Origin of the sequence: Micromonospora sp. NBC_00617 (genome assembly GCF_045161355.1) — a bacterium.
Taxonomy (GTDB): Bacteria; Actinomycetota; Actinomycetes; order Mycobacteriales; family Micromonosporaceae; genus Micromonospora.
The window spans coordinates 2,341,367-2,358,925 of record NZ_CP107751.1 but is presented as its reverse complement, the minus strand read 5'-3'; the positions used below and the strand labels follow the sequence as shown (position 1 = coordinate 2,358,925).

Sequence of the window (17,559 nt, the reverse complement as noted above, 5' to 3'; positions counted from 1 at the left end):
ATCCTCATTCCTGGCAACGATTCCGCACGGACGAAGGTGACGCCGCAGCGAAAGGCGAACCCGGGGAGGGCGTTCAGCCGTCGGCGCGCTGAGCCGCCGGCTTGGTCAGGTGGGCCAGCCAACTGCCCAGGCGCCCCAGCGCGCCGGTCGATTCGAGCAACGAGATTCCGCCGCCCACCATTGCCACGCCCGCCGTGGCGGCGATCATCCCGACCGGGTACTCCCGGGCCTGGAACGCCAGCAGACCCAGCGCGGTGACCGCCGCCCCGCTGAGCGCCAGCAGCGCCCCGGCGAGGGCGTCGCGCTGGTCGGCGAACACGAAGACGAGCGTCACACCCAGCCAGCACAGGCCGGCCACCGCGACCAGGGCGGCGGTCACCAGGGATCCCTCACGAGCCAGGCGCACACTGGCGGGAACGCTCAGCACACCCAACGCGCCGGCCCGGGACCACGACACGCGGGCCTCCCGCAGCAGCGCGAGAGCGGTGCTGTCCGCGCCGAAGAGGTGCCGGCGGTCGTACAGGACGAGCAGGCCCACCACCACGGCGAAGGTCCCCAGGGTCACCCCGACGAACCGGGCGCCGGTCCGCTCGACGTGCACGGCGTCGGTGACGACGAACAGACCCGCGGTGCAGACGCTGATCCCCGCCAGCGAGGTCAGGGCGGTCGCCCGGTCTCGGGCGACCAGCGCGGCGCAGGCGATCGCCACGACCGCCACCAGGGTGAGCGGCCCGGCCCACGACGACGGCGTCGTCACGGCAAGCGCGACACCGACGACCGCGACGTAGAGCAGGATCCGGGGCAGCGCCCCGGCCAGCGGGGCGCGCTCGTCGAGTCGATTGTGGCCGTACACCACCGCCACCACCAGGATCACCGCGCCGACGGCGACCGGCGGGAGGACGGTGGCCAGCTGGTTCAGGGCCACGGCCGAGCCCGCCGGGCCGAGCCATCCGACCAACCGCAGCCGCCACCGCGCGGTCCCGGCCCGCGGCGGGCAGGGCTGCGGTTCGCGTGCGGACGACATGCCGCCAGCCTCGCACCCGCTCGCCAGTCGCCGCGAGGGCTCGCCGCCGGCCGAGATGCGGCCGGCGGCGAGCGCGGGTGTACGGATCAGGAGTACGGCAGGCGCAGCACCGACTGGTTGCCGACGCCCAGCGTGGTGGGGTTGTTGCCGATGGCGGACCAGACCTCCACCCGTACCGTGCCGTTGCTCAACGTGCCCAACGTGCCGGTGGCCGAGGCCAGGCCGGCGTTCTGGGTGTAGTGCTCGTAGCCGGGGACTGGGTCGGTGGCGAAGTAGCGCCAGGTCTCCGTCCGGTCCCAGCTGCCGTTCCCGGTCAGGTCGTAGGAGACGCGCACCTGCACCCCGTTGCCGACGGCCGTGCCGGCGTCCAGGAACAGGTCGAACGTGGTCTGCGCCCCGGAGTAGGCGAGGTTGAGGCCGGTCGCCGTGAAGACCTGCGGGTTGGTCGGCGTACCGTCGTGGTTTCCGTTGGCGGCCGCGACCGTGGTCGTGCCCGCGCTGGCGGCGGCGCCCAGCCCGCCACCGGCCAGCAGGTACCGCGTGGGCGAGCCCGAGCTCGGCGGCGGCGTGGTCGGCGGCGCGGTCGTCGGCGGCGCCGTGGTCGGCGGCGCCGTGGTCGGCGGGTTCGTGCTCGGCGGCACGCCGCCGGAGGCGTTGCCGCCGCTCCAGGTGTACGCCCCGGTGGTGGCCGTCTTTCCGGCCGCCACGGTGAGCCGGGTGCCGGTGGAGAACGTGACGGTGATCGGGTTCGCCGTCGGGTTCGACGCCACGTAGGTGCGCGCCCCGTTGCGGGAGAAGACCGCGCTCAGCGGGTGGTTGGCGGTGACGGTCGTGTCGACGGTGCCCAGTGCCGCGAGGTTGCGGATCCAGTGGAAGGTGTGCGCCCGGCTCTCCCCCTCCTCGGGGGTGTAGCCCGGGTTGGCGCGCAGGTTCGCCAGGGCCGCGTCCCCGTCGCCGAGGGCCTGGAACTGCCAGAGGATGTCCTGCCACACCGTCGGCGGCCCACCGTTGTTACGGACGAGTTCGGCGTAGTTGGTGCGCACGTACGCCGGGTTGTTGCCGAGGTAGAGGTGCCCGCCGGTGACCGGCAGCAGGTTGATGCCCTGGATCATCTCCGGCTCGCCGCTGAACCAGGTGGCGTACGCGCCGCCGTCGCCCCAGACCATGCCGACCGTCGAGTGCCCGAAGGCGGCGGGGAAGTTCTGGTCGCTGGCGTCGAACCAGTACTCCTGAATGGCGGCGGCCTGCGTCGTGTAGAGGAAGACGCCGGCGTCGCGCACGGCGGTGTCGCCGGTGACCTGACCCCACTGGATGAGGGCGTTGGCGAAGTTCATCCCCTCCGAGGACGACTCCTGGTTGTTGCCGGAGCCGAACGAGCCGTGCCCGGACGCCCAGTCGTGGCCGGCGTAGATGTCGAAGTCGCGCAGGTAGGGAAAACGGGTGTCGTCGCGGCGGTAGTTGTTGGCGTCGCGGATCAGCAGGTCCACCATGCCGCCGTAGCGACTGGTCGCGGCCCAGGACGGGTCGAACTTGGCAAGTGTCGCGGCGGCGGCGATGAAGTAGCCGTAGTGGAAGTGGTGGTCGTTGAGTTCCTGGTCGGAGCCGTACGACGCCGGGTAGCCGATCAGGGTGCCCCAGTTGGCGTCGTAATAGAAGAGCTTCTGGGTCTTGCCGCTGGACGCGGTGAACCAGTCGGTGAGGGTGCTGCGGATCGCGTTCAGCGCGCTGTCGCGGGTGGCCGTGTCGTTGACCAGGTCGGCGACCTCGGCGAGCCGGGCGGCCCGGCCGAGGCCCTTGCCGGTCCAGTACGTGTCGTTGCCCCGCTGGTCCATCGGGTTGCTCCGGGCGGCGGCCAGGTGGCTGGTGAGCGTGGCCAGGTCCGCGCCGCTGCCGTCGCCGACGGCCGGCAGTTCGGGAAGGACACCCTGGAACGCCATGGCGGTCCGGAACTGGTTGACCCCGGTGAGCACCTTCATCCGGCCGCGCGCCGACGGGTAGGTCGGCGTGATCGGCGTCGAGCCGGCCAGCGACTTCCACTGGTGCGGGTAGAGGCTGACCACGGTCTGCGTGGCGGTCCCCTCCCGGGCGGTGGTGGTGAACGCGTACGTCGTGCTCAGGCCGTTGGTGGCCGGGTCGTAGGCGTAGGAGACCCGGGTGCCGGTGACGTGGGCGTGCGCGTACCGACCGTAGGTGGTGGCCAGGTCGGCGCGTTCGGTGGCGCTGGCCGTCGGGGGCAGCAGGGCCACCGAGAAGTAGCCGCGTCCGGCCAGCGTGGAGGAGATGCGGCCACCGCTGACGGTCCAGGTCGCGCCGCTGGGGGCGTACGCCACGTAGTCGTGGCCGTTGACCCGGAAGCCGATGGTGGCGCCGCCGGTGGACCAGACGTCGGCGGTGCCGGACGTGCCGATCACCGCGTCGCCGCCGCTGGCCTGGAAGTAGGCGAACGGCAGGCCGTGGCCGATGGTGGCGCGCAGGGTGCGGGCTCCGTCGCTCCAGTACGGGCTGACCGTCCAGTCGGTCCAGCCGTCCACCTTGACCTGGGGCGCGGCGAGCCCGGCCACGCCGACGCGAATGTCCTGCACGTACGGGTAGTGATATTCACCGACGCCGTTCGCCGTGCCGCTGATGGCGGGCGTGGAGTTGGCGGAGAAGCCGAGGCCGTCGGTGAACGTGTCGTAGGAGGTCGGGTGGGCGTGCAGGGGCTCGCTGAAGGCGCAGTCGGTGCGCTTGAACAGCAGCGACGACCACCAGTCGTTGGTGGGTACGGCACCGGCGGGCGCGTTGGCGGTGGCGAACTGCCGGGGGTTGCTGGACATCGCGCCGCAGCCGGTGGGGAGCGCGCCGACCGGGGTGGTGGTGTAGCTGCCGGCGCCCACGGGTGCGGCCTCGGCGGCGCGGGTGACGGGGATCGTGAGGCCACCGACGACCAGGGCCAGGGCGGTGGCGGCTGCCAGGGCCCAGCGGCGGTGGGGGACGGGAGGTTTCATGGTGCCTCCATCGCGCGTCCCGGTACGGACCGTGCCGACCCGGGCGCGTAGCGTCTGAATTGTGGAAAACGTCGATCGAGAGAGCGCTCTCTCAGGCGGCACGGTAATCGACCCCCGAGATCCCCGTCAATGTGTCCGTCCGGTTGCGTGCTGATGTCGCAAACTGATCGCCCGCCGCGCCGGCGCGGCGGTCAGCTCTCTGCCGCGCCGATCCCGTCCAGGTCGGCGTGCAGCGCGTCCGGCGCGCGCATCCGCCACGCGTCGGTCACGAGCTCCCTCAGGCGCTCGACGTCGACCGCCGCCAGGCGCAGCATCACCAGCGGCAGGCCGTCATACCCGGACGTGGTGAAGAAGACCTCGGGTTCGCCGAGCAGGAGTGCCTGCTTCTCGGCCTCGTCCCCGACGAACAGCACCGCGATGTCGCGCCGGATCACCCGCGGCTTGCCTGGCCTGCGCTCGGGATAGGACCAGACGAAACCCTTGTCGGCCACCCGGAAGTCGAAGCCCTCGCTCTCGATCTCGACCGTGTGGGGCAGGGCCAGGGCCAGGCGGCGTACGTCGTCGGCGTCAGCCACCGAGACCCCGCACCGCGCGTGCCATCCGCATGCGCCGAGATTACGCACCGGGACCGACAGGTGGCGGGCGGGCCGCCCACCGGCGGCGTCAGCCGGCCGCGGCGGACAGGTCGACGGCGGTGGCGCCGACGACCGCCCGGTCGCCCTCGCGCTGGACGTAGCCGATCACCGTGGACTGGCCGGGGTCGAGATCCGGCGGCGTGGCCAGCTCCACCTGTCCCTGCTCGGCGTCCAGGGGCACCGACGCGAACGCGCGCACCACGTTGTCCTGCCGCAGCGTCCGGCCGGCTTTCTCTCCCCGGGCGATCTCGCTGTGCAGGCCGCGTTGCACGAGCGCGACGTTCACCACGGCGTGCTGCGGCAGCCGCTGCGCCCGGTAGCCCACCATCATCCGCTGCCCGCCGTCGGCGACCTCCGCAACGGACAACGTGAGGGGCGCGGCGGCGGGCGACATCAGGGCGGACGCGATGGCGCTCGCCGCCCGGCCAGGGTCGGAGCCGACGAACTCCACGGTGCCGTTGACGATCATCTGCGGGGTGTAGAGACGCCCGGAGCCGAAGCCACGGACGTACGCCTCCTGCCGCGCCGTGTACGCCGCGTCCGCGAACTGGTCGGGCCAGCCCAGATCGTCCCAGTAGTCGACGTGGAAACCGAGGGTGAAGACGGGTTCGCCCCGCGTCCGGGAGTCGTGGTCGATCTCGGTCAGCAGCTCCTCGGCGGGAGGGCAGCTGTTACAGCCCTGGGAAGTGAACAGTTCCACGACCGCGACGCCGCCGCCCACCTCCGAGGACGACCGATCCGGCTGACGGGCGGGGTCCGACCCGGCCGGCGATGGATTCGTCATGGCGCGTCTCCTCCCAGAGCCTGCTGGCGGCTCTGGGATTCCCGTTACCGCACCGACAACGCCTGATCAGCGAGGTCGCGAGGGCGGATGGGTGCGTCCAGGGCCCGCACGTGCCTCTCTACCACAAATCTGCCGTTCGGCCCGGGAATGCCCCTTACGGGTAAAAGCCGTCTAAGCGGCGTCCTCCTCCGATAGTTTGCCAACGAGAGGAAACCTCGTATTCGTCACAAGATGCGGCTAAGGAGTCAGTAATGAAGCGCAGCGTAGCGCTAGCGGCGGCCCTCCTGGTGGGTCTGACCAGCGTCGGAACGCTTCCCGGAGCTGCCTGGGCCGACGGCGGCGGCCCGGCGGGCAACCACGATGACCGCGGGGGAGGTGGACACCACCACGAAAGCGAGGGCGCGGTCTTCGTCCAGACCAACAAGGCCGAGGGCAACACCATCAAGGTGTACGACCGCGACGAGGACGGCCGCCTCAGCAAGGCGGGTGAGTACGAGACCGGCGGGCTGGGCGGCTTCACCATCGGCGCTCCGGTCGACGCGCTGGCGTCACAGGGGTCGTTGACGTACCACCGGGGGCTGCTGTTCGCCGTGAACGCCGGCAGCAACACCGTGACCGTCTTCCGCGTCGACGGCACCCGGCTGCACAAGGAGCAGGTGATCTGGTCCGGGGGTCTGCTCCCGGTCAGCGTCGCGGTCCGCGGTGACCTCGTCTACGTCCTGAACGCCGGTGGCGAGGGCTCGGTGCAGGGTTTCGAGCTGCACAAGGGCCGCCTGTCGCCGATCCACGGCGCCAACCGGTCGCTCGGCCTGCACAACGGCAACCCGCCCGCGTTCATGACCGCCCCCGCCCAGGTCGAGATCGACCCGGACGGTGAGTTCGTGTTGGTGTCGACCAAGGCCGCCAACGTCATGTTCAGCTTCGAGATCGGTCGCCACGGCGAACCGGCCCGCCATCCGGTCATCAGCGACGCCGGGTCCGTGCCGTTCGGCTTCACGTTCGACACGGAGGACTCGGTGCTGGTCACCGAGTCCGGCAGCAACGAGGTCACCCGGTTCGACGTCGACGAGGACGGTGCCCTCGACCAGGTCGGGCCGTCGGTGCCGAACGGTCAGCAGGCGTCCTGCTGGATCCAGCGCGCCGGCGACTACTTCTACGTCGCCAACGCAGGCAGCTCCACCATAAGCGCCTACCGCGTCGACGACGACGGCAAGCTCGAACTCGTCCACGCCGTCGCCGCCGACACCGGCGGTGGGTCGATCGACATGACCACCAGCGACGGCTTCCTGTACGTCCAGAACGCCGCCGCCGGCAACGTGCAGGGCTACGAGGTGAACGACGACGGCTCGCTGCGCCTGGTCACCACCGTCGAGGGCCTGCCGAAGTTCGCCGACGGCATCGGCATGGAGGGCATCGCCGCCTCCTGACCGCCGTCACACCGCTGGTCCCGGTCGCCTGCGACCGGGACCAGCGCGCGTCCCAGCCCTGGTTTCGGCGGTGCCCGGTCCGGGGCAGAAGAGTGTCGCTGACGACAACATCTTCGAAGGGACGGCTCCCGTGGAAATCCAGGGCTTCTTCACCGCGATCATCATCGGCCTGGTCATCGGCGCGCTCGGTCGGCTCGTGGTGCCCGGCAGGCAGAACATCTCGATCGTGCTCACCCTGGCGATCGGCGTGCTCGCCGCGATCCTCGGCACCCTCGTGGCCGGTGGGCTCGGCGTGGACGAGACCGCCGGCATCGACTGGATCGAACTGCTCCTGCAGGTGGTGTTCGCCGCGATCGGCGTGGCCGTCACCGCCGCCGCGTACGGCCGTCGGCGTCTCTGACGTCCCCGGGCGGGCCCGCTCCCCGTGGGCGGGCCCGCCCACGCATCCTGGCGGCGACCGGGCGAGGCTGTCACGCGCGCTGTGCTTGGATGGTCCGGTGCAGTTCACCGTGACAGACGCGCCGACGCGGGAGCGGTTCGAGGCGCGCGACGAGACGGGCGCGGTCGCCGGGGTCGTCACCTACCAGCTGACCGGCGCCATCATCGCCTACACCCATACCGAGGTCGATCCGGCGTACGAGGGCCGGGGCGTCGGGTCGACCCTGGCCCGCGCGGTCATGGACGACGCGCGGGCCAGGGGACGCACCGTGGTGCCGATCTGCCCGTTCCTCGCCGAGTGGCTGGTCAAGCACCCGGAGTACGAGGACATCGTGGTGCGGTCCACCCGGAAGGTGAAGTAACGGCCGGGCTCAGTGCCAGTCGCTGATCCGGACGTCGTCCGGCGCCGGCCTGCCGCGCCCGGTCTCCACCAGCGCCTTGAGGCTCATCAGGAACGTCGCCCACTTCGTGCCGCAGTGGTGCATGAACTCGCCCGGCTCGCGCCAGCCCTCGTGACTGAACAGGACGATGGTGTAGTCGCCCCGCTGGTCGAGGCGCCAGTCGATCTCGGTGCCGACCCATTCCTCGGGGCCGTCGGCGACCCGCCAGCGGACGTGGCCGGTGGGGTCCAGCTCCAGGACCTCCATGTCGAAGCCACCGGCGTCGCCGAACCGGAAGGCCAACTGCTCGCCGACCTCGCTCTTGCCGACCGTGTCGGTCGTCCACCAGGCGGCCAGGCCCTCCGGGGTGGCCACCGCGCGGTAGACGTCGTCGAGCGGGGCGACGACGCCGACCCGGTGCAGGATGTCGACCATCTCATTCTCCCTGGTTGTCGGTACGGTGACGTTCGATCGTCTCGGCGATCCGCTTGATCCGGCGGAGTCGGGCATCCCAGGTGGCGCCGACGGCGGTCAGTTGGGCTACCGCACGCGCGAGCTGCGCCTCGTCGACCTGGTAGTGACGTTCACGACCGGCCGGCGCGGAGTGGATCAGGCCGACCCGGTCCAGGACGGCCAGGTGCTTCGAGACGGCCTGGCGGGTGACGGGCAGTCGCTCGCTCAGCGACGTGGCGGTGCCGGGCCCGCCGGCGAGCAGCAGGTCGATCATGCTGCGTCGGATCGGGTCCCCGATCGCCGACCACAGGGCGTCGTCGACGGCCGTGCTCATGACGTGGCGACCAGCCGGGCGACGTACGCGCCGAGTGCGGGGATGTAGTGGTTCCACCCGCTGACGTGGTCCTGGTACTGCTTCTCGAGCAGGGCGATCTCCCAGCCCATCTCGCGAAAACCGGTCTCCGTCATGCGGATGCGGGTCCCCGTTGCGAGCGGGACGAGGTCGAAGGTGACCAGTAGCGACTGCCCACCCCGGTTGGGCTCGGTGAAGGACCACCGGAAGGAGAACCGCTTCGGCGGGTCGACGTCCACGACGGCGAGGTCGACGGTCGTCGTCTCGCCGGTCTGCGCGTCGCGCCACACCAACTCGCCGGGCGCGCCCTCGACCGGTTCGAACCGGGCGTCGTCGGCCCACCACTCCCGCACGTGCTCGGGTTGGCTGATCACCTCGAAGACCACCTCCGGCGAGGCGTCCACGTCGATGTCGCGTTCGATGACTCCGTACTCCATGCGTACCACCCTTTCGCAACCTTTGGTTGCGTCAGGCTACAACGCTCCGCGCGCCTCGCGCAACCGATGGTTGCGTATTGGCCCCGGGCACGGCACGACGCGCGGACGGTGCGATGACGGTACGGTCCATGGTGGGCAGTCGCCCTGCCTTCGCCATCGTCCCTCCACAATCCGTCGGGAGAGCTGAACGATGACAGCCGCCACCTTCCGTGCCCTGCACCACGACCGTCCCGCCGGCGACCCGCTCGTGCTGCCGAACGCCTGGGACGCGGGCAGCGCCCGGGTCTTCGCCGACGCCGGCTTCGAAGCGCTCGCCACGCCGAGCGCCGGGATCGCCGCCTCCCTCGGCTACGAGGACGGCGCCACCCCGCCCGCCGAGATGTTCGCCGCCGTGGCGAGGGTCGTCCGGGCCGTCTCCGTTCCGGTGTCCGCGGACGTGGAGGACGGCTACGGGCTCGCTCCCGTCGAGCTGGTCGAGCGGCTGCTGGAGGCGGGCGTCGTCGGCTGCAACCTGGAGGACTCCGAGGGGCACGCCACGCTCAAGGATCCGCAGCGGCACGCGGACTGGCTGGCCGAGGTGCGGGCGGCGGCAGGCGACGCGCTCGTCATCAACGCGCGCGTCGACACGTTCCTGTTCGGCTCGGGTGACCCGGCCGACGCCGTCGCCCGCGCGAAGCTGTACGTGGCGGCGGGCGTCGACTGCGTGTACCCGCTGCGGGCCCCGACCGAGGTCCTTGCGGTGCTGCGCGAGGGCATCACCGGCCCCATCAACATGGCCGCCGCGCCGAACCGGGAGTCCGTGACCGAGCTGGCCCGACACGGGGCCACCCGCATCACGTTCGGCCCGGGAATGCAGCGCTACGCGATGGCCGCGATCGGTGACCTGGCGGCCAACCTGCGCGCGTGAGGCACCGGCCGACCGACGCGCCCTCAGGCGAGGGCGGGGCCGCGTTTGCGTGGAGGTCGCCGCCCGGTCAGGCGTCGGCGCGGGCGGCCAGGGCGTCCACGAGGCGGCGGGCGGAGCCGGCCAGGTTCCACCGGTCGGCCAGCTCGAGCAGTCGCTCCGGGTCGGCGGGGGCGGTCGGCAGCGCGGTGGGCAGCTCCGGCAGGGCCACGTCCAGGGCGACCCGGACCACCGTCGGCGCGACGGCCAGGTAGTCGCGGGCGCCCGCCAGCTTGGTGCGCAGGCCCGGCGCGAAGGACGAGTCGGAGTCGTCCAGCGCGGCCAGGATGCCGTCGATGCTGCCGTACCGCTCGATGAGCCGCGCGGCGGTCTTCTCGCCGACGCCCGGCACCCCGGGCAGTCCGTCGCTGGGGTCGCCGCGCAGGGCCGCGAAGTCGGCGTACCGGTCGGCGGGCACCCCGTAGCGGGTGCGCACCGCCGCGTCGTCGCAGTCGTCGAGCTTGGCCACGCCGCGCCCGACGTAGAGCAGCCGCACGGCCCGGGAGTCGTCGATGAGCTGGAACAGGTCCCGGTCGCCGGAGACCACCTCGACCGGGCCCGGCTGAGTCACCGACAGTGTGCCGAGCACGTCGTCGGCCTCGTAACCGGTCGCGCCGACGGCGGTGATGCCGACCGCGTCGAGGACCTCCAGGATCATCGGCACCTGCGGGGAGAGCGTGTCGGGGACGACCTCGCCGCCCTGCGGGGCCACCCGGTGCGCCTTGTACGACGGCAGCAGCTCGACCCGCCACGCCGGCCGCCAGTCGTAGTCCAGAGCGCACACCATCCGGTCGGCGCCCCGGCTGCGGATGAGCGTGGCGAGCATGTCGAGAAAGCCGCGCACAGCGTTGACGGGCGTGCCGTCCTCGGCGCGCGCGGCGGACTCCGGGATGCCGAAGTAGGCCCGGAAGTAGAGGCTGGGTGCGTCGATCAGCAGGATCGGGGATCGGTGTGCCACGCCCGACAGCCTGGCACAGCCCTGCGACGATCAGCGGTAGCCCGGCCGCCCGGTGGGATCAACGCCGCTCGTCGTGCCGGTAGACGGTGTCGCGTCGGGCGAGATGCTGCACGACGTAGCTGGTCACCAGCAGCAGGATCGCGACCAGCACCTCGACCCAGGCGGCGACGCCGTCAGCCACGGTGAGCCCGATGACCAGCAGGACCAGGCCGATGAGCGCGAGAACCCCGGCCCACAGTTGCCGGCGACGGCGGGTCGCCGCCCGGTTCGCGTCGTTCGCTGTCACGTCGGCCCTCCCGGTCGCGGCCCCATGCGGACATCCCGAACCCAGGCTATGGCCCCCGCCCCGGTCCTACCCGGAGAACCATCGTGCGGGCAGGCCCCGCAACGGCGCAGACTGCCGGTGTGTCGTTTCTTCCAGGCTTGGTGCTGGCCCGCCGGTACCACGACGAGGTGGTCGCGCCGATCCTGCGCGGTCGTCTCCCCGCCCTGCGGTACGCGGCGGGGCTGCTCGATGGTGGCTCGGAGGTGCTCGGCCTGGACACGGCCCGGTCCACCGACCACGACTGGGGCCCGCGCCTGCAGTTGTTCGTCGGGCCGGCTGACGTCGCCGCGATCCCGCGGATACGCGCCGCGCTGGACTCCGACCTGCCGGCGGAGTTCCTCGGCTGGCCCACTCGTTTCGCTGGCGACGGACGACTGGGTGTCGCCGATGCGGCCGGAACGCGCCACGGTGTCACGGTCGACGAATCGGCCGCTTGGTGGCGCCGCCGGCTCGGCTTCGACCCGATGGCCGGGGTCGGTACGGCGGACTGGCTCGCGAGCCCGACCCAGCGGTTGGCGGAGGTGACCGGTGGCGAGGTCTTCCACGACGGCCTCGACGGGGCGCTGACCGCTCGACGGGCGGCGATGCGGTGGTATCCGCCGGACGTGTGGCGGTACGTCCTGGCCGCCGTGTGGACGCGGATCGCGCAGGCTGAGCACCTGCCCGGCCGGTGCGCCGAGGTCGGCGACGAGGTGGGCAGCCGGGTCGTCACCGGGGGCATCGCCCGTGACGTGCTACGGCTCGGTCTGCTGCTGCATCGACGCTGGCCGCCGTACGACAAATGGCTCGGCACGACCTTCGGCAGGCTGCCCGGCGCGGCCCCGGCGGTCGCGGCGCTGGCCGAGGCGACCGGCCCGGGCGACTGGACCCGGCGCCAGGCCGGTCTGGTCGAGGCGCTGGAGACCATGGCCCGGTGGACCGACGACACCGCTCTGGCAGCGCCGGTACGCGCCCGGGCCGGGCCGTTTCACCGCCGGCCGTTCCTGGTGCTTGGTGCCGAGCGCGTCGCCGCCGCCCTTCGCGCCGCGGTGACCGACCCGGCGCTGCGCGACCGACCGCTGCTGGGGGCGGTCGACCAGTACGTGCACAGCGTCGATGTGCTCAGCGACGCGAGCCGGGCGCGGCGGGTGGCCGACGGCCTGTTCCGGGGTGCGGTCACCGACCGATGGTGACGGCCGGACGTCGGCCCTCGTCGCGGTCGTGGTCGGTGAGGTCGCGCAGGCGTCGGACGGGGGACAGCAGCAGCACCAGGGGCGCGCAGATCAGGGTCGCCGCGAAGACGAACAGGGTGGCGCGGGCGCCGAGCGGGCCGGCGAGAGCGCCGGCGACCAGCCCGCCGACCGGGATGGCGCCCCAGGAGACGAACCGCACGGTCGCCATCACCCGCGAGAGGAGTTCGGGCGGGCTGGCGATCTGCCGGTACGTCCGGGTGGTCACGCTGAGCACGACCGTGCCGAGGGAGAAGACGATGCTGCCGGCGGCGAAGGCGACGTAAGCCGGCCACCCGGTGCCCCCGGGGATCAGGAACGCTCCGGCGACCGTCGTGAACCCGGCGGCGACCAGCGCGCGGGCGCTGCCGAGCCGCGTGGTGATCGACGTGGCGAGGGCGGCCCCCACCAGCGCACCGACACCCTCGACGGCGAGCAGGACGCCGACCAGGCCGGCCGGCGCGTGCAGGTCGCGGACGAGGTAGAGCGGGTGCAGCGCGAACTGCGCGCCGCAGACGAAGTTCATGGCCGTCGCGGCCCACATGCACGGGGCCATGACCTGGTGGTACGCCACGTAGCGCCAGCCCTCGCGGATCAGCTCACCGACCGGCGGCCACTGCTCGGGTGCGTCGACGCGGCGCGCGGGCAGGGTGCGCAGCAGAGCCGCCGACACGAGGTAGCTGGCCGAGTCGACGAGCAGGGTGGGCACCGCGCCGAGCGCCTGCACGGCGAGCCCACCGAGCGATGGGCCGCTGAGCAGGGTCGCGGCGTGGGTGGCCGAGGTGAGACTGTTGCGCGACTGCAACTGCTCGCGCTCGACGATGCTGGGCAGGAAGGTCGAGTTGGCCACGTCGAACAGCACGTTGGCGAAGCTGACGACGAGCGCGGTGACCACCAGGTGGGTCACGGTGAGCTGCCCCCACCACCAGGTCAGCGGGATCGACGCGACGGCGAGGGCGCGGGCCAGGTCCGCGCCGACCTGGGTGCCGCGCAGCGGCAGGCGCTGCACGATCACGCCGGCGGGCAGGCCGATCACGATCCAGGCGACGTAGCTGGCCGCGGCGATCAGACCCATCTGCCACGCGGAGGCGTCCAGGACGGTGAGCGCGGTCAGCGGTAGGGCCACCGCGCCGACCGCCGACCCGACCAGACTGGTCGTGCCGGCGGCCCACCAGCGCCAGAACACACCGGCCCGTTCGTCGACGTGCATGTCGTCGGCCCCCGTCCGTCGCGCCGCTGCGTTCCCGGTGTCAGTGCGCTGCCGTTGGCGGTGCGTGCCGTGGGCAGTGGTTCCCGAGGACAGTGCGTTCCATTCTGGAACGGACTATAGTCGGGCGGGACCGAGGGAGGAAGCGGGTGCGACGAGAGGATCTCGCGGACGCGGACTGCGGCATCGCGCAGGCGCTCGGCGTGCTGGGGGACTGGTGGACGTTCCTCATCGTGCGCGACGTCGCCGGCGGCACGACCCGCTTCGACGCGCTCCAGCGGGAACTGGGCGTCAGCCGGCGGGCGCTCACCGAACACCTCGCCGCACTGGTCGAGCACGGCGTGCTGGAACGCCGCAGGTACTCGGCGCACCCGCCCCGGCACGACTATCTGCTCACTAGCAAGGGCGAGGGCCTGCTGCCGGTCCTGATCGCCCTGCAGGACTGGGGAACGAGGCACCTGATGGGTGACGGAGAGCTGACCGCGACCGCCGACGACGCCTCGGCCGAGGCGCGACGGGCACACGCGCTGGTGGGCCGACGGCTGCCGGAGGTCGCCCTGCCCGGCGCCGACGGCCGGCCGGTCGCGTTGACCGCGCCGGACGTCTGGAGCGTCCTCTACCTCTTTCCCGGGGCGTACGCGCCGGGGACGAACGGCTACCCGCCGGGCTGGGCCCAGATCCCCGGCGCCCGGGGCTGCACCCTCGAATCGACGACGTACGCCGACCGGCACCCGGCCTTCGCGGCGGCCGGGGTACGGGTGCGCGGGATCAGCACCCAGCGGCCCGACGAGCTCGCCGAGTTCGCCGCGTACGCCGGGCTGCCGTTTCCGTTGCTGTCCGATCAGGACGGTCGACTCGCCACGGGCCTGCTGCTGCCGGTCTTCTCCGCCGGCGGGGTGACCCGGTTCAAGCGACTGACGATGCTTGTCGACCCGACGTCGGTGGTGCGGGCGGTGCAGTTCCCGGTCACCGATCCGGCCGGTTCGGTCGACGAGATGCTGGCGCTGGCCCGCGACCACGCGACGATCCCCGGCTGACGACCCACGCGACGATCCCCGGCTGACGCGGGGGCGTCGACCGGGGATCGCGGCGGCTGGTTCAGGGTCAGGTCGGGAGGGTCCAGCGCTGGTTGGCGCCGGCGAAGCAGTCCCAGATCTGCAACCGGGCGCCGTCGGCCGAGCTGTTGTCGGTGACGTCCAGGCACTTGTTGGACTGCGGGTTGCGCAGCGTGCCGTTGGACTGCGCCTGCCAGACCTGGGCGCCGCTGCCGTTGCAGTCGTACAGCTGCACCTTGGCGCCGTTGGCGGTGGAGCCGCTGGTGATGTCGGCGCACTTGCCGAGGGCGCGCAGCGTGCCGTCGCTGGCGACGGTCCAGGTCTGCGCGTTGGTGCCGTTGCAGGTCCAGAGCTGGATGGCGGTGCCGTTGGCGGTGCTCGCGGAGGCCACGTCGACGCACTTGCCGCCGAGGCCGGTGATCTGGCCGGTACGACCGGACGGCGGCGGGGTGGTGCCGCCCATGATGGTGTCGTACATGGCGCTGACCAGCGAGGTGGAGCCGGTGGTGTCCTGCGACAGTTCCCAGTTCATGACGCCGCCGGCGTTCGCGAGGGCCCACTGCGTCTTGCGCTTGACGGTCGGGATGCCGTTGTAGCACTGCTGCGCGCCGCCGGCCGTGGTGCAGTCCCGGTTGGCGTTGGCGGGGTCCAGGGCGACGAGCGCCGAGTACGTGTAGTAGCCGGGGCGGCTGTAGAACGGGATGCCGAGGACGGCCTTGCTGGCCGGCAGGCCGCGGGACTTCCACAGGTTGATGCTGTTGATCGACCAGTCGTAGTTGGAGTGCGGGCTGCCGCCGTCGTACGCCATGATGTTGAGCCAGTCGACCTGGCCGAACACGGCCGTTGGCACGCCGTCGAGGTAGTAGCCCTCGGAGACGACTGCCGCGGTGAGCAGCTTGCCGCGGCTGTGCATGGCGCTGCCGAGCTGCGTCATGAGCTGGCTGTAGTTGTTCGCCGAGGCGCCCGGGTCCGGGTACTCCCAGTCGATGTCGACGCCGTCGAGGTTGTACTGGTTGACGAAGTTGACCAGGTTGTTGACGAAGGCGCCCCGGCTGCCGGAGTTGGCCGCGAGGGCCTCGAAGGCCGAATCGTTGCCGTCGTTCCAGCCGCCGACGGCGATCGAGACCTTGACGTTGTTGGCGTGCGCCTGGGAGACCAGCGAGGAAAGTTTGCTCGGGTTCTCCACCGCGCGCAGGCTGCCGTCGTTGTTGGGCAGCACGAACGCGTAGTTGATGTGGGTGAGCTTGTTGTACTGGATGGTGTTGACGTTGCCAGCCCACGAGGGCATGTAGCCGACGCTCTTGAAGTTGTTCGGCAGCACCACGGCCTGCGCGTTGGTGGGGACGAGGGTGACGGTGGCAGCGGCGGTGGCCAGGGCGAGCAGACCGGCGGTGAGGGCGCGGCGCAGTGGTGAGGACATCGGGGGCCTTCCCGTGGGCGGGGGACGACGCCCGCCTACGCAGAGTTGTCGCGGGCGGGAGATGCGGGACGCAGGAACGGGTGGGCCTCGAGGCAGCCAAATCTTAAAGAGTGTTAACTGTCGGCGTCAATCAACGCCGGTGGATTTCCTCGCCTGGGCGGATGCGGGCTTCTGGGGATGCCCAAACGACCGTTAAGCTCACGGGGTGGGAACCGATGAGTTGTACCCGCCGGACCGGCTGATCGACGCCCGCATCGAGGACATCGTCGTCTGCACGACGGACGGCGTGCAGCGGCTCAACACCACCCCCACGGAGCTCATCGCGCTATGACTGTCGACCGGATCCTCCCTACCGACGAGGCCCACGACCTGCTGGACCTCGCCACCGAGCTGGCCGACCGCGAGCTGGCGCCCAAGGCCGCGAGCTTCGAGGAACGCGCCGAGTTCCCCCGCGAGGTGCTGCGCACCATCGGCCGCGCCGGCCTGCTCGGCCTGCCCTACGCCGAGGAACACGGCGGCGCGGCGCAGCCGTACGAGGTGTACCTGCAGGTGCTGGAGATCCTGGCCAGCCGGTGGCTCGCGGTCGCCGAGGCGGTCAGCGTGCACACCCTGAGCTGTTACCCGGTCGCCGCGTTCGGCAGCGCCGAGCAGCGCAAGCTCCTGCCGGACATGCTCGGCGGCGAGTTGCTCGGCGCGTACTGCCTCTCCGAGCCGCAGGGCGGCTCCGACGCGGCGGCGCTGAGCACCCGGGCGGTCCGCGACGGCGACGCGTACGTCGTCTCCGGCACCAAGGCGTGGATCACGCACGCCCAGGTGGCCGACTTCTACAACGTCTTCTGCCGCACCGGCGGGCCCGGCCCGAAGGGCATCTCCTGTCTGGTCGCCGACGCGGGCACCGCCGGCATCTTGCCGCAGGCCGCCGAGCGGACCATGGGGCTGCGGTCCTCGCCGGTGGCGCAGATCGCCTTCGAGGAGGCGCGGGTGCCGGCCGACCGGCTGGTCGGTGGCGAGGGGGCGGGCTTCACCATCGCGATGTCCGCGCTCGACTCGGGCCGGCTGGGCATCGCCGCCTGCGCGGTCGGGCTGGCCCAGGCCGCGCTCGACTACGCCGTCGGCTACGCCCGCGAGCGTCAGCAGTTCGGCCGGTCCATCATCGACTTCCAGGGGCTCGGCTTCCTGCTCGCCGACGCGGCCACCCAGATCTCCGCCGCCCGCGCGCTCACCCTGGCCGCGGCCCGGCTGCGCGACGCGGGGCGGCCGTACTCGATCGAGGCGGCGAAGGCGAAGCTCTTCGCCACCGACATGGCGATGCGGGTGACCACCGATGCCGTGCAGGTGCTCGGCGGCGCTGGTTACGTGGCCGACCACCCGGTCGAGCGGTACATGCGCGAGGCGAAGGTGCTGCAGATCGTGGAGGGCACCAACCAGATCCAGCGGTTGGTGATCTCCCGGGCGCTCGCCAAGAGCTGAGACGGCGGGCCAGCGCGGCGTTCGTCGTCGCCGTCGCGCCGATTTCCCGGTAGGTT

Annotated in this window: 19 protein-coding genes; 8 read left to right on the top strand and 11 right to left on the bottom strand. The window is 72.0% G+C overall.

Annotation, left to right across the window (positions count from 1 at the left end; translation table 11 throughout):
* Window positions 1–73: 73 nt before the first annotated feature.
* The 4 genes from OG505_RS10725 to OG505_RS10710 all read right to left on the bottom strand — a co-directional run bounded on the left by OG505_RS10725 (window position 74) and on the right by OG505_RS10710 (window position 5,430).
* Entirely contained in the window at window positions 74–1,024 is a 951-nt protein-coding gene (locus tag OG505_RS10725; RefSeq protein ID WP_405432905.1) for a hypothetical protein, read from the bottom strand.
* An 86-nt stretch (window positions 1,025–1,110) separates the two neighbouring features.
* A complete protein-coding gene (locus OG505_RS10720; RefSeq protein ID WP_405432903.1) occupies window positions 1,111–4,011 on the bottom strand; it encodes a glycosyl hydrolase in 2,901 nt (966 codons plus the stop codon).
* Window positions 4,012–4,202: 191 nt separating this feature from the next.
* Entirely contained in the window at window positions 4,203–4,586 is a 384-nt protein-coding gene (locus tag OG505_RS10715; protein ID WP_405432901.1) for an MmcQ/YjbR family DNA-binding protein, read from the bottom strand.
* Between the two features lie 88 nt (window positions 4,587–4,674).
* Complete coding sequence (locus OG505_RS10710; RefSeq protein WP_405432899.1) at window positions 4,675–5,430, bottom strand: DUF1223 domain-containing protein; 756 nt, start codon at window positions 5,428–5,430, stop codon at window positions 4,675–4,677.
* A 251-nt stretch (window positions 5,431–5,681) separates the two neighbouring features.
* Here OG505_RS10710 and OG505_RS10705 point away from each other — a divergent pair, with 251 nt between their 5' ends.
* The 3 genes from OG505_RS10705 to OG505_RS10695 all read left to right on the top strand — a co-directional run bounded on the left by OG505_RS10705 (window position 5,682) and on the right by OG505_RS10695 (window position 7,657).
* A complete protein-coding gene (locus OG505_RS10705; protein ID WP_405432898.1) occupies window positions 5,682–6,857 on the top strand; it encodes a lactonase family protein in 1,176 nt (391 codons plus the stop codon).
* A 130-nt stretch (window positions 6,858–6,987) separates the two neighbouring features.
* Entirely contained in the window at window positions 6,988–7,257 is a 270-nt protein-coding gene (locus tag OG505_RS10700; protein WP_039908234.1) for a GlsB/YeaQ/YmgE family stress response membrane protein, read from the top strand.
* 97 nt (window positions 7,258–7,354) lie between these two features.
* Window positions 7,355–7,657, top strand: a complete 303-nt coding sequence (locus OG505_RS10695; protein WP_234581891.1) for a GNAT family N-acetyltransferase — start codon at window positions 7,355–7,357, stop codon at window positions 7,655–7,657.
* Between the two features lie 9 nt (window positions 7,658–7,666).
* Here OG505_RS10695 and OG505_RS10690 read toward each other — a convergent pair whose 3' ends face one another.
* Genes OG505_RS10690 through OG505_RS10680 form a run of 3 tightly spaced genes read right to left on the bottom strand, consistent with a single transcriptional unit; the run spans window position 7,667 to window position 8,917 of the window.
* Window positions 7,667–8,110, bottom strand: a complete 444-nt coding sequence (locus OG505_RS10690; protein WP_405432897.1) for an SRPBCC domain-containing protein — start codon at window positions 8,108–8,110, stop codon at window positions 7,667–7,669.
* Window position 8,111: 1 nt separating this feature from the next.
* Complete coding sequence (locus OG505_RS10685; protein WP_405432896.1) at window positions 8,112–8,462, bottom strand: ArsR/SmtB family transcription factor; 351 nt, start codon at window positions 8,460–8,462, stop codon at window positions 8,112–8,114.
* Window positions 8,459–8,917 carry an SRPBCC domain-containing protein gene (locus OG505_RS10680; protein WP_405432895.1) on the bottom strand — a complete coding sequence of 153 codons (459 nt, stop codon included), beginning with the start codon at window positions 8,915–8,917 and terminating at the stop codon, window positions 8,459–8,461. The genes OG505_RS10685 and OG505_RS10680 overlap by 4 nt, the downstream gene beginning before the upstream one ends.
* A gap of 190 nt (window positions 8,918–9,107) precedes the next feature.
* On the opposite strand from OG505_RS10680, the gene OG505_RS10675 reads away from it, so the two are divergent.
* Entirely contained in the window at window positions 9,108–9,824 is a 717-nt protein-coding gene (locus tag OG505_RS10675) for an isocitrate lyase/phosphoenolpyruvate mutase family protein (RefSeq protein ID WP_405432894.1), read from the top strand.
* 67 nt (window positions 9,825–9,891) lie between these two features.
* Here the strand turns inward: OG505_RS10675 and OG505_RS10670 are convergent, their stop codons facing one another.
* Together OG505_RS10670 and OG505_RS10665 are read right to left on the bottom strand one after the other, a co-directional pair.
* Window positions 9,892–10,818: a 5'-3' exonuclease H3TH domain-containing protein gene (locus OG505_RS10670; protein ID WP_405432893.1), complete on the bottom strand. Its 927-nt coding sequence runs from the start codon at window positions 10,816–10,818 to the stop codon at window positions 9,892–9,894.
* Between the two features lie 58 nt (window positions 10,819–10,876).
* Window positions 10,877–11,104, bottom strand: coding sequence for a hypothetical protein (locus tag OG505_RS10665; protein ID WP_405432891.1), 228 nt, complete (start codon window positions 11,102–11,104; stop codon window positions 10,877–10,879).
* Between the two features lie 119 nt (window positions 11,105–11,223).
* Here OG505_RS10665 and OG505_RS10660 point away from each other — a divergent pair, with 119 nt between their 5' ends.
* Window positions 11,224–12,315: a DUF4037 domain-containing protein gene (locus OG505_RS10660; protein ID WP_405432890.1), complete on the top strand. Its 1,092-nt coding sequence runs from the start codon at window positions 11,224–11,226 to the stop codon at window positions 12,313–12,315.
* Here OG505_RS10660 and OG505_RS10655 read toward each other — a convergent pair.
* Window positions 12,299–13,561, bottom strand: coding sequence for an MFS transporter (locus OG505_RS10655; protein ID WP_405432889.1), 1,263 nt, complete (start codon window positions 13,559–13,561; stop codon window positions 12,299–12,301). The genes OG505_RS10660 and OG505_RS10655 overlap by 17 nt on opposite strands.
* A gap of 146 nt (window positions 13,562–13,707) precedes the next feature.
* Between OG505_RS10655 and OG505_RS10650 the strand changes: the two genes are divergently transcribed.
* The gene (locus tag OG505_RS10650) at window positions 13,708–14,595 is read left to right on the top strand and encodes a winged helix-turn-helix transcriptional regulator (protein ID WP_405432888.1); all 888 of its coding nucleotides are present in this window, start codon (window positions 13,708–13,710) and stop codon (window positions 14,593–14,595) included.
* A 67-nt stretch (window positions 14,596–14,662) separates the two neighbouring features.
* On the opposite strand, the gene OG505_RS10645 is transcribed toward OG505_RS10650, so the two are convergent.
* Entirely contained in the window at window positions 14,663–16,033 is a 1,371-nt protein-coding gene (locus tag OG505_RS10645; protein WP_405432887.1) for a glycosyl hydrolase family 18 protein, read from the bottom strand.
* Window positions 16,034–16,238: 205 nt separating this feature from the next.
* On the opposite strand from OG505_RS10645, the gene OG505_RS10640 reads away from it, so the two are divergent.
* Together OG505_RS10640 and OG505_RS10635 are read left to right on the top strand one after the other, a co-directional pair.
* Window positions 16,239–16,364, top strand: a complete 126-nt coding sequence (locus tag OG505_RS10640; protein ID WP_405434896.1) for a hypothetical protein — start codon at window positions 16,239–16,241, stop codon at window positions 16,362–16,364.
* Window positions 16,361–17,503 carry an acyl-CoA dehydrogenase family protein gene (locus OG505_RS10635; RefSeq protein WP_405432886.1) on the top strand — a complete coding sequence of 381 codons (1,143 nt, stop codon included), beginning with the start codon at window positions 16,361–16,363 and terminating at the stop codon, window positions 17,501–17,503. The genes OG505_RS10640 and OG505_RS10635 overlap by 4 nt, the downstream gene beginning before the upstream one ends.
* Window positions 17,504–17,559: the final 56 nt, after the last annotated feature.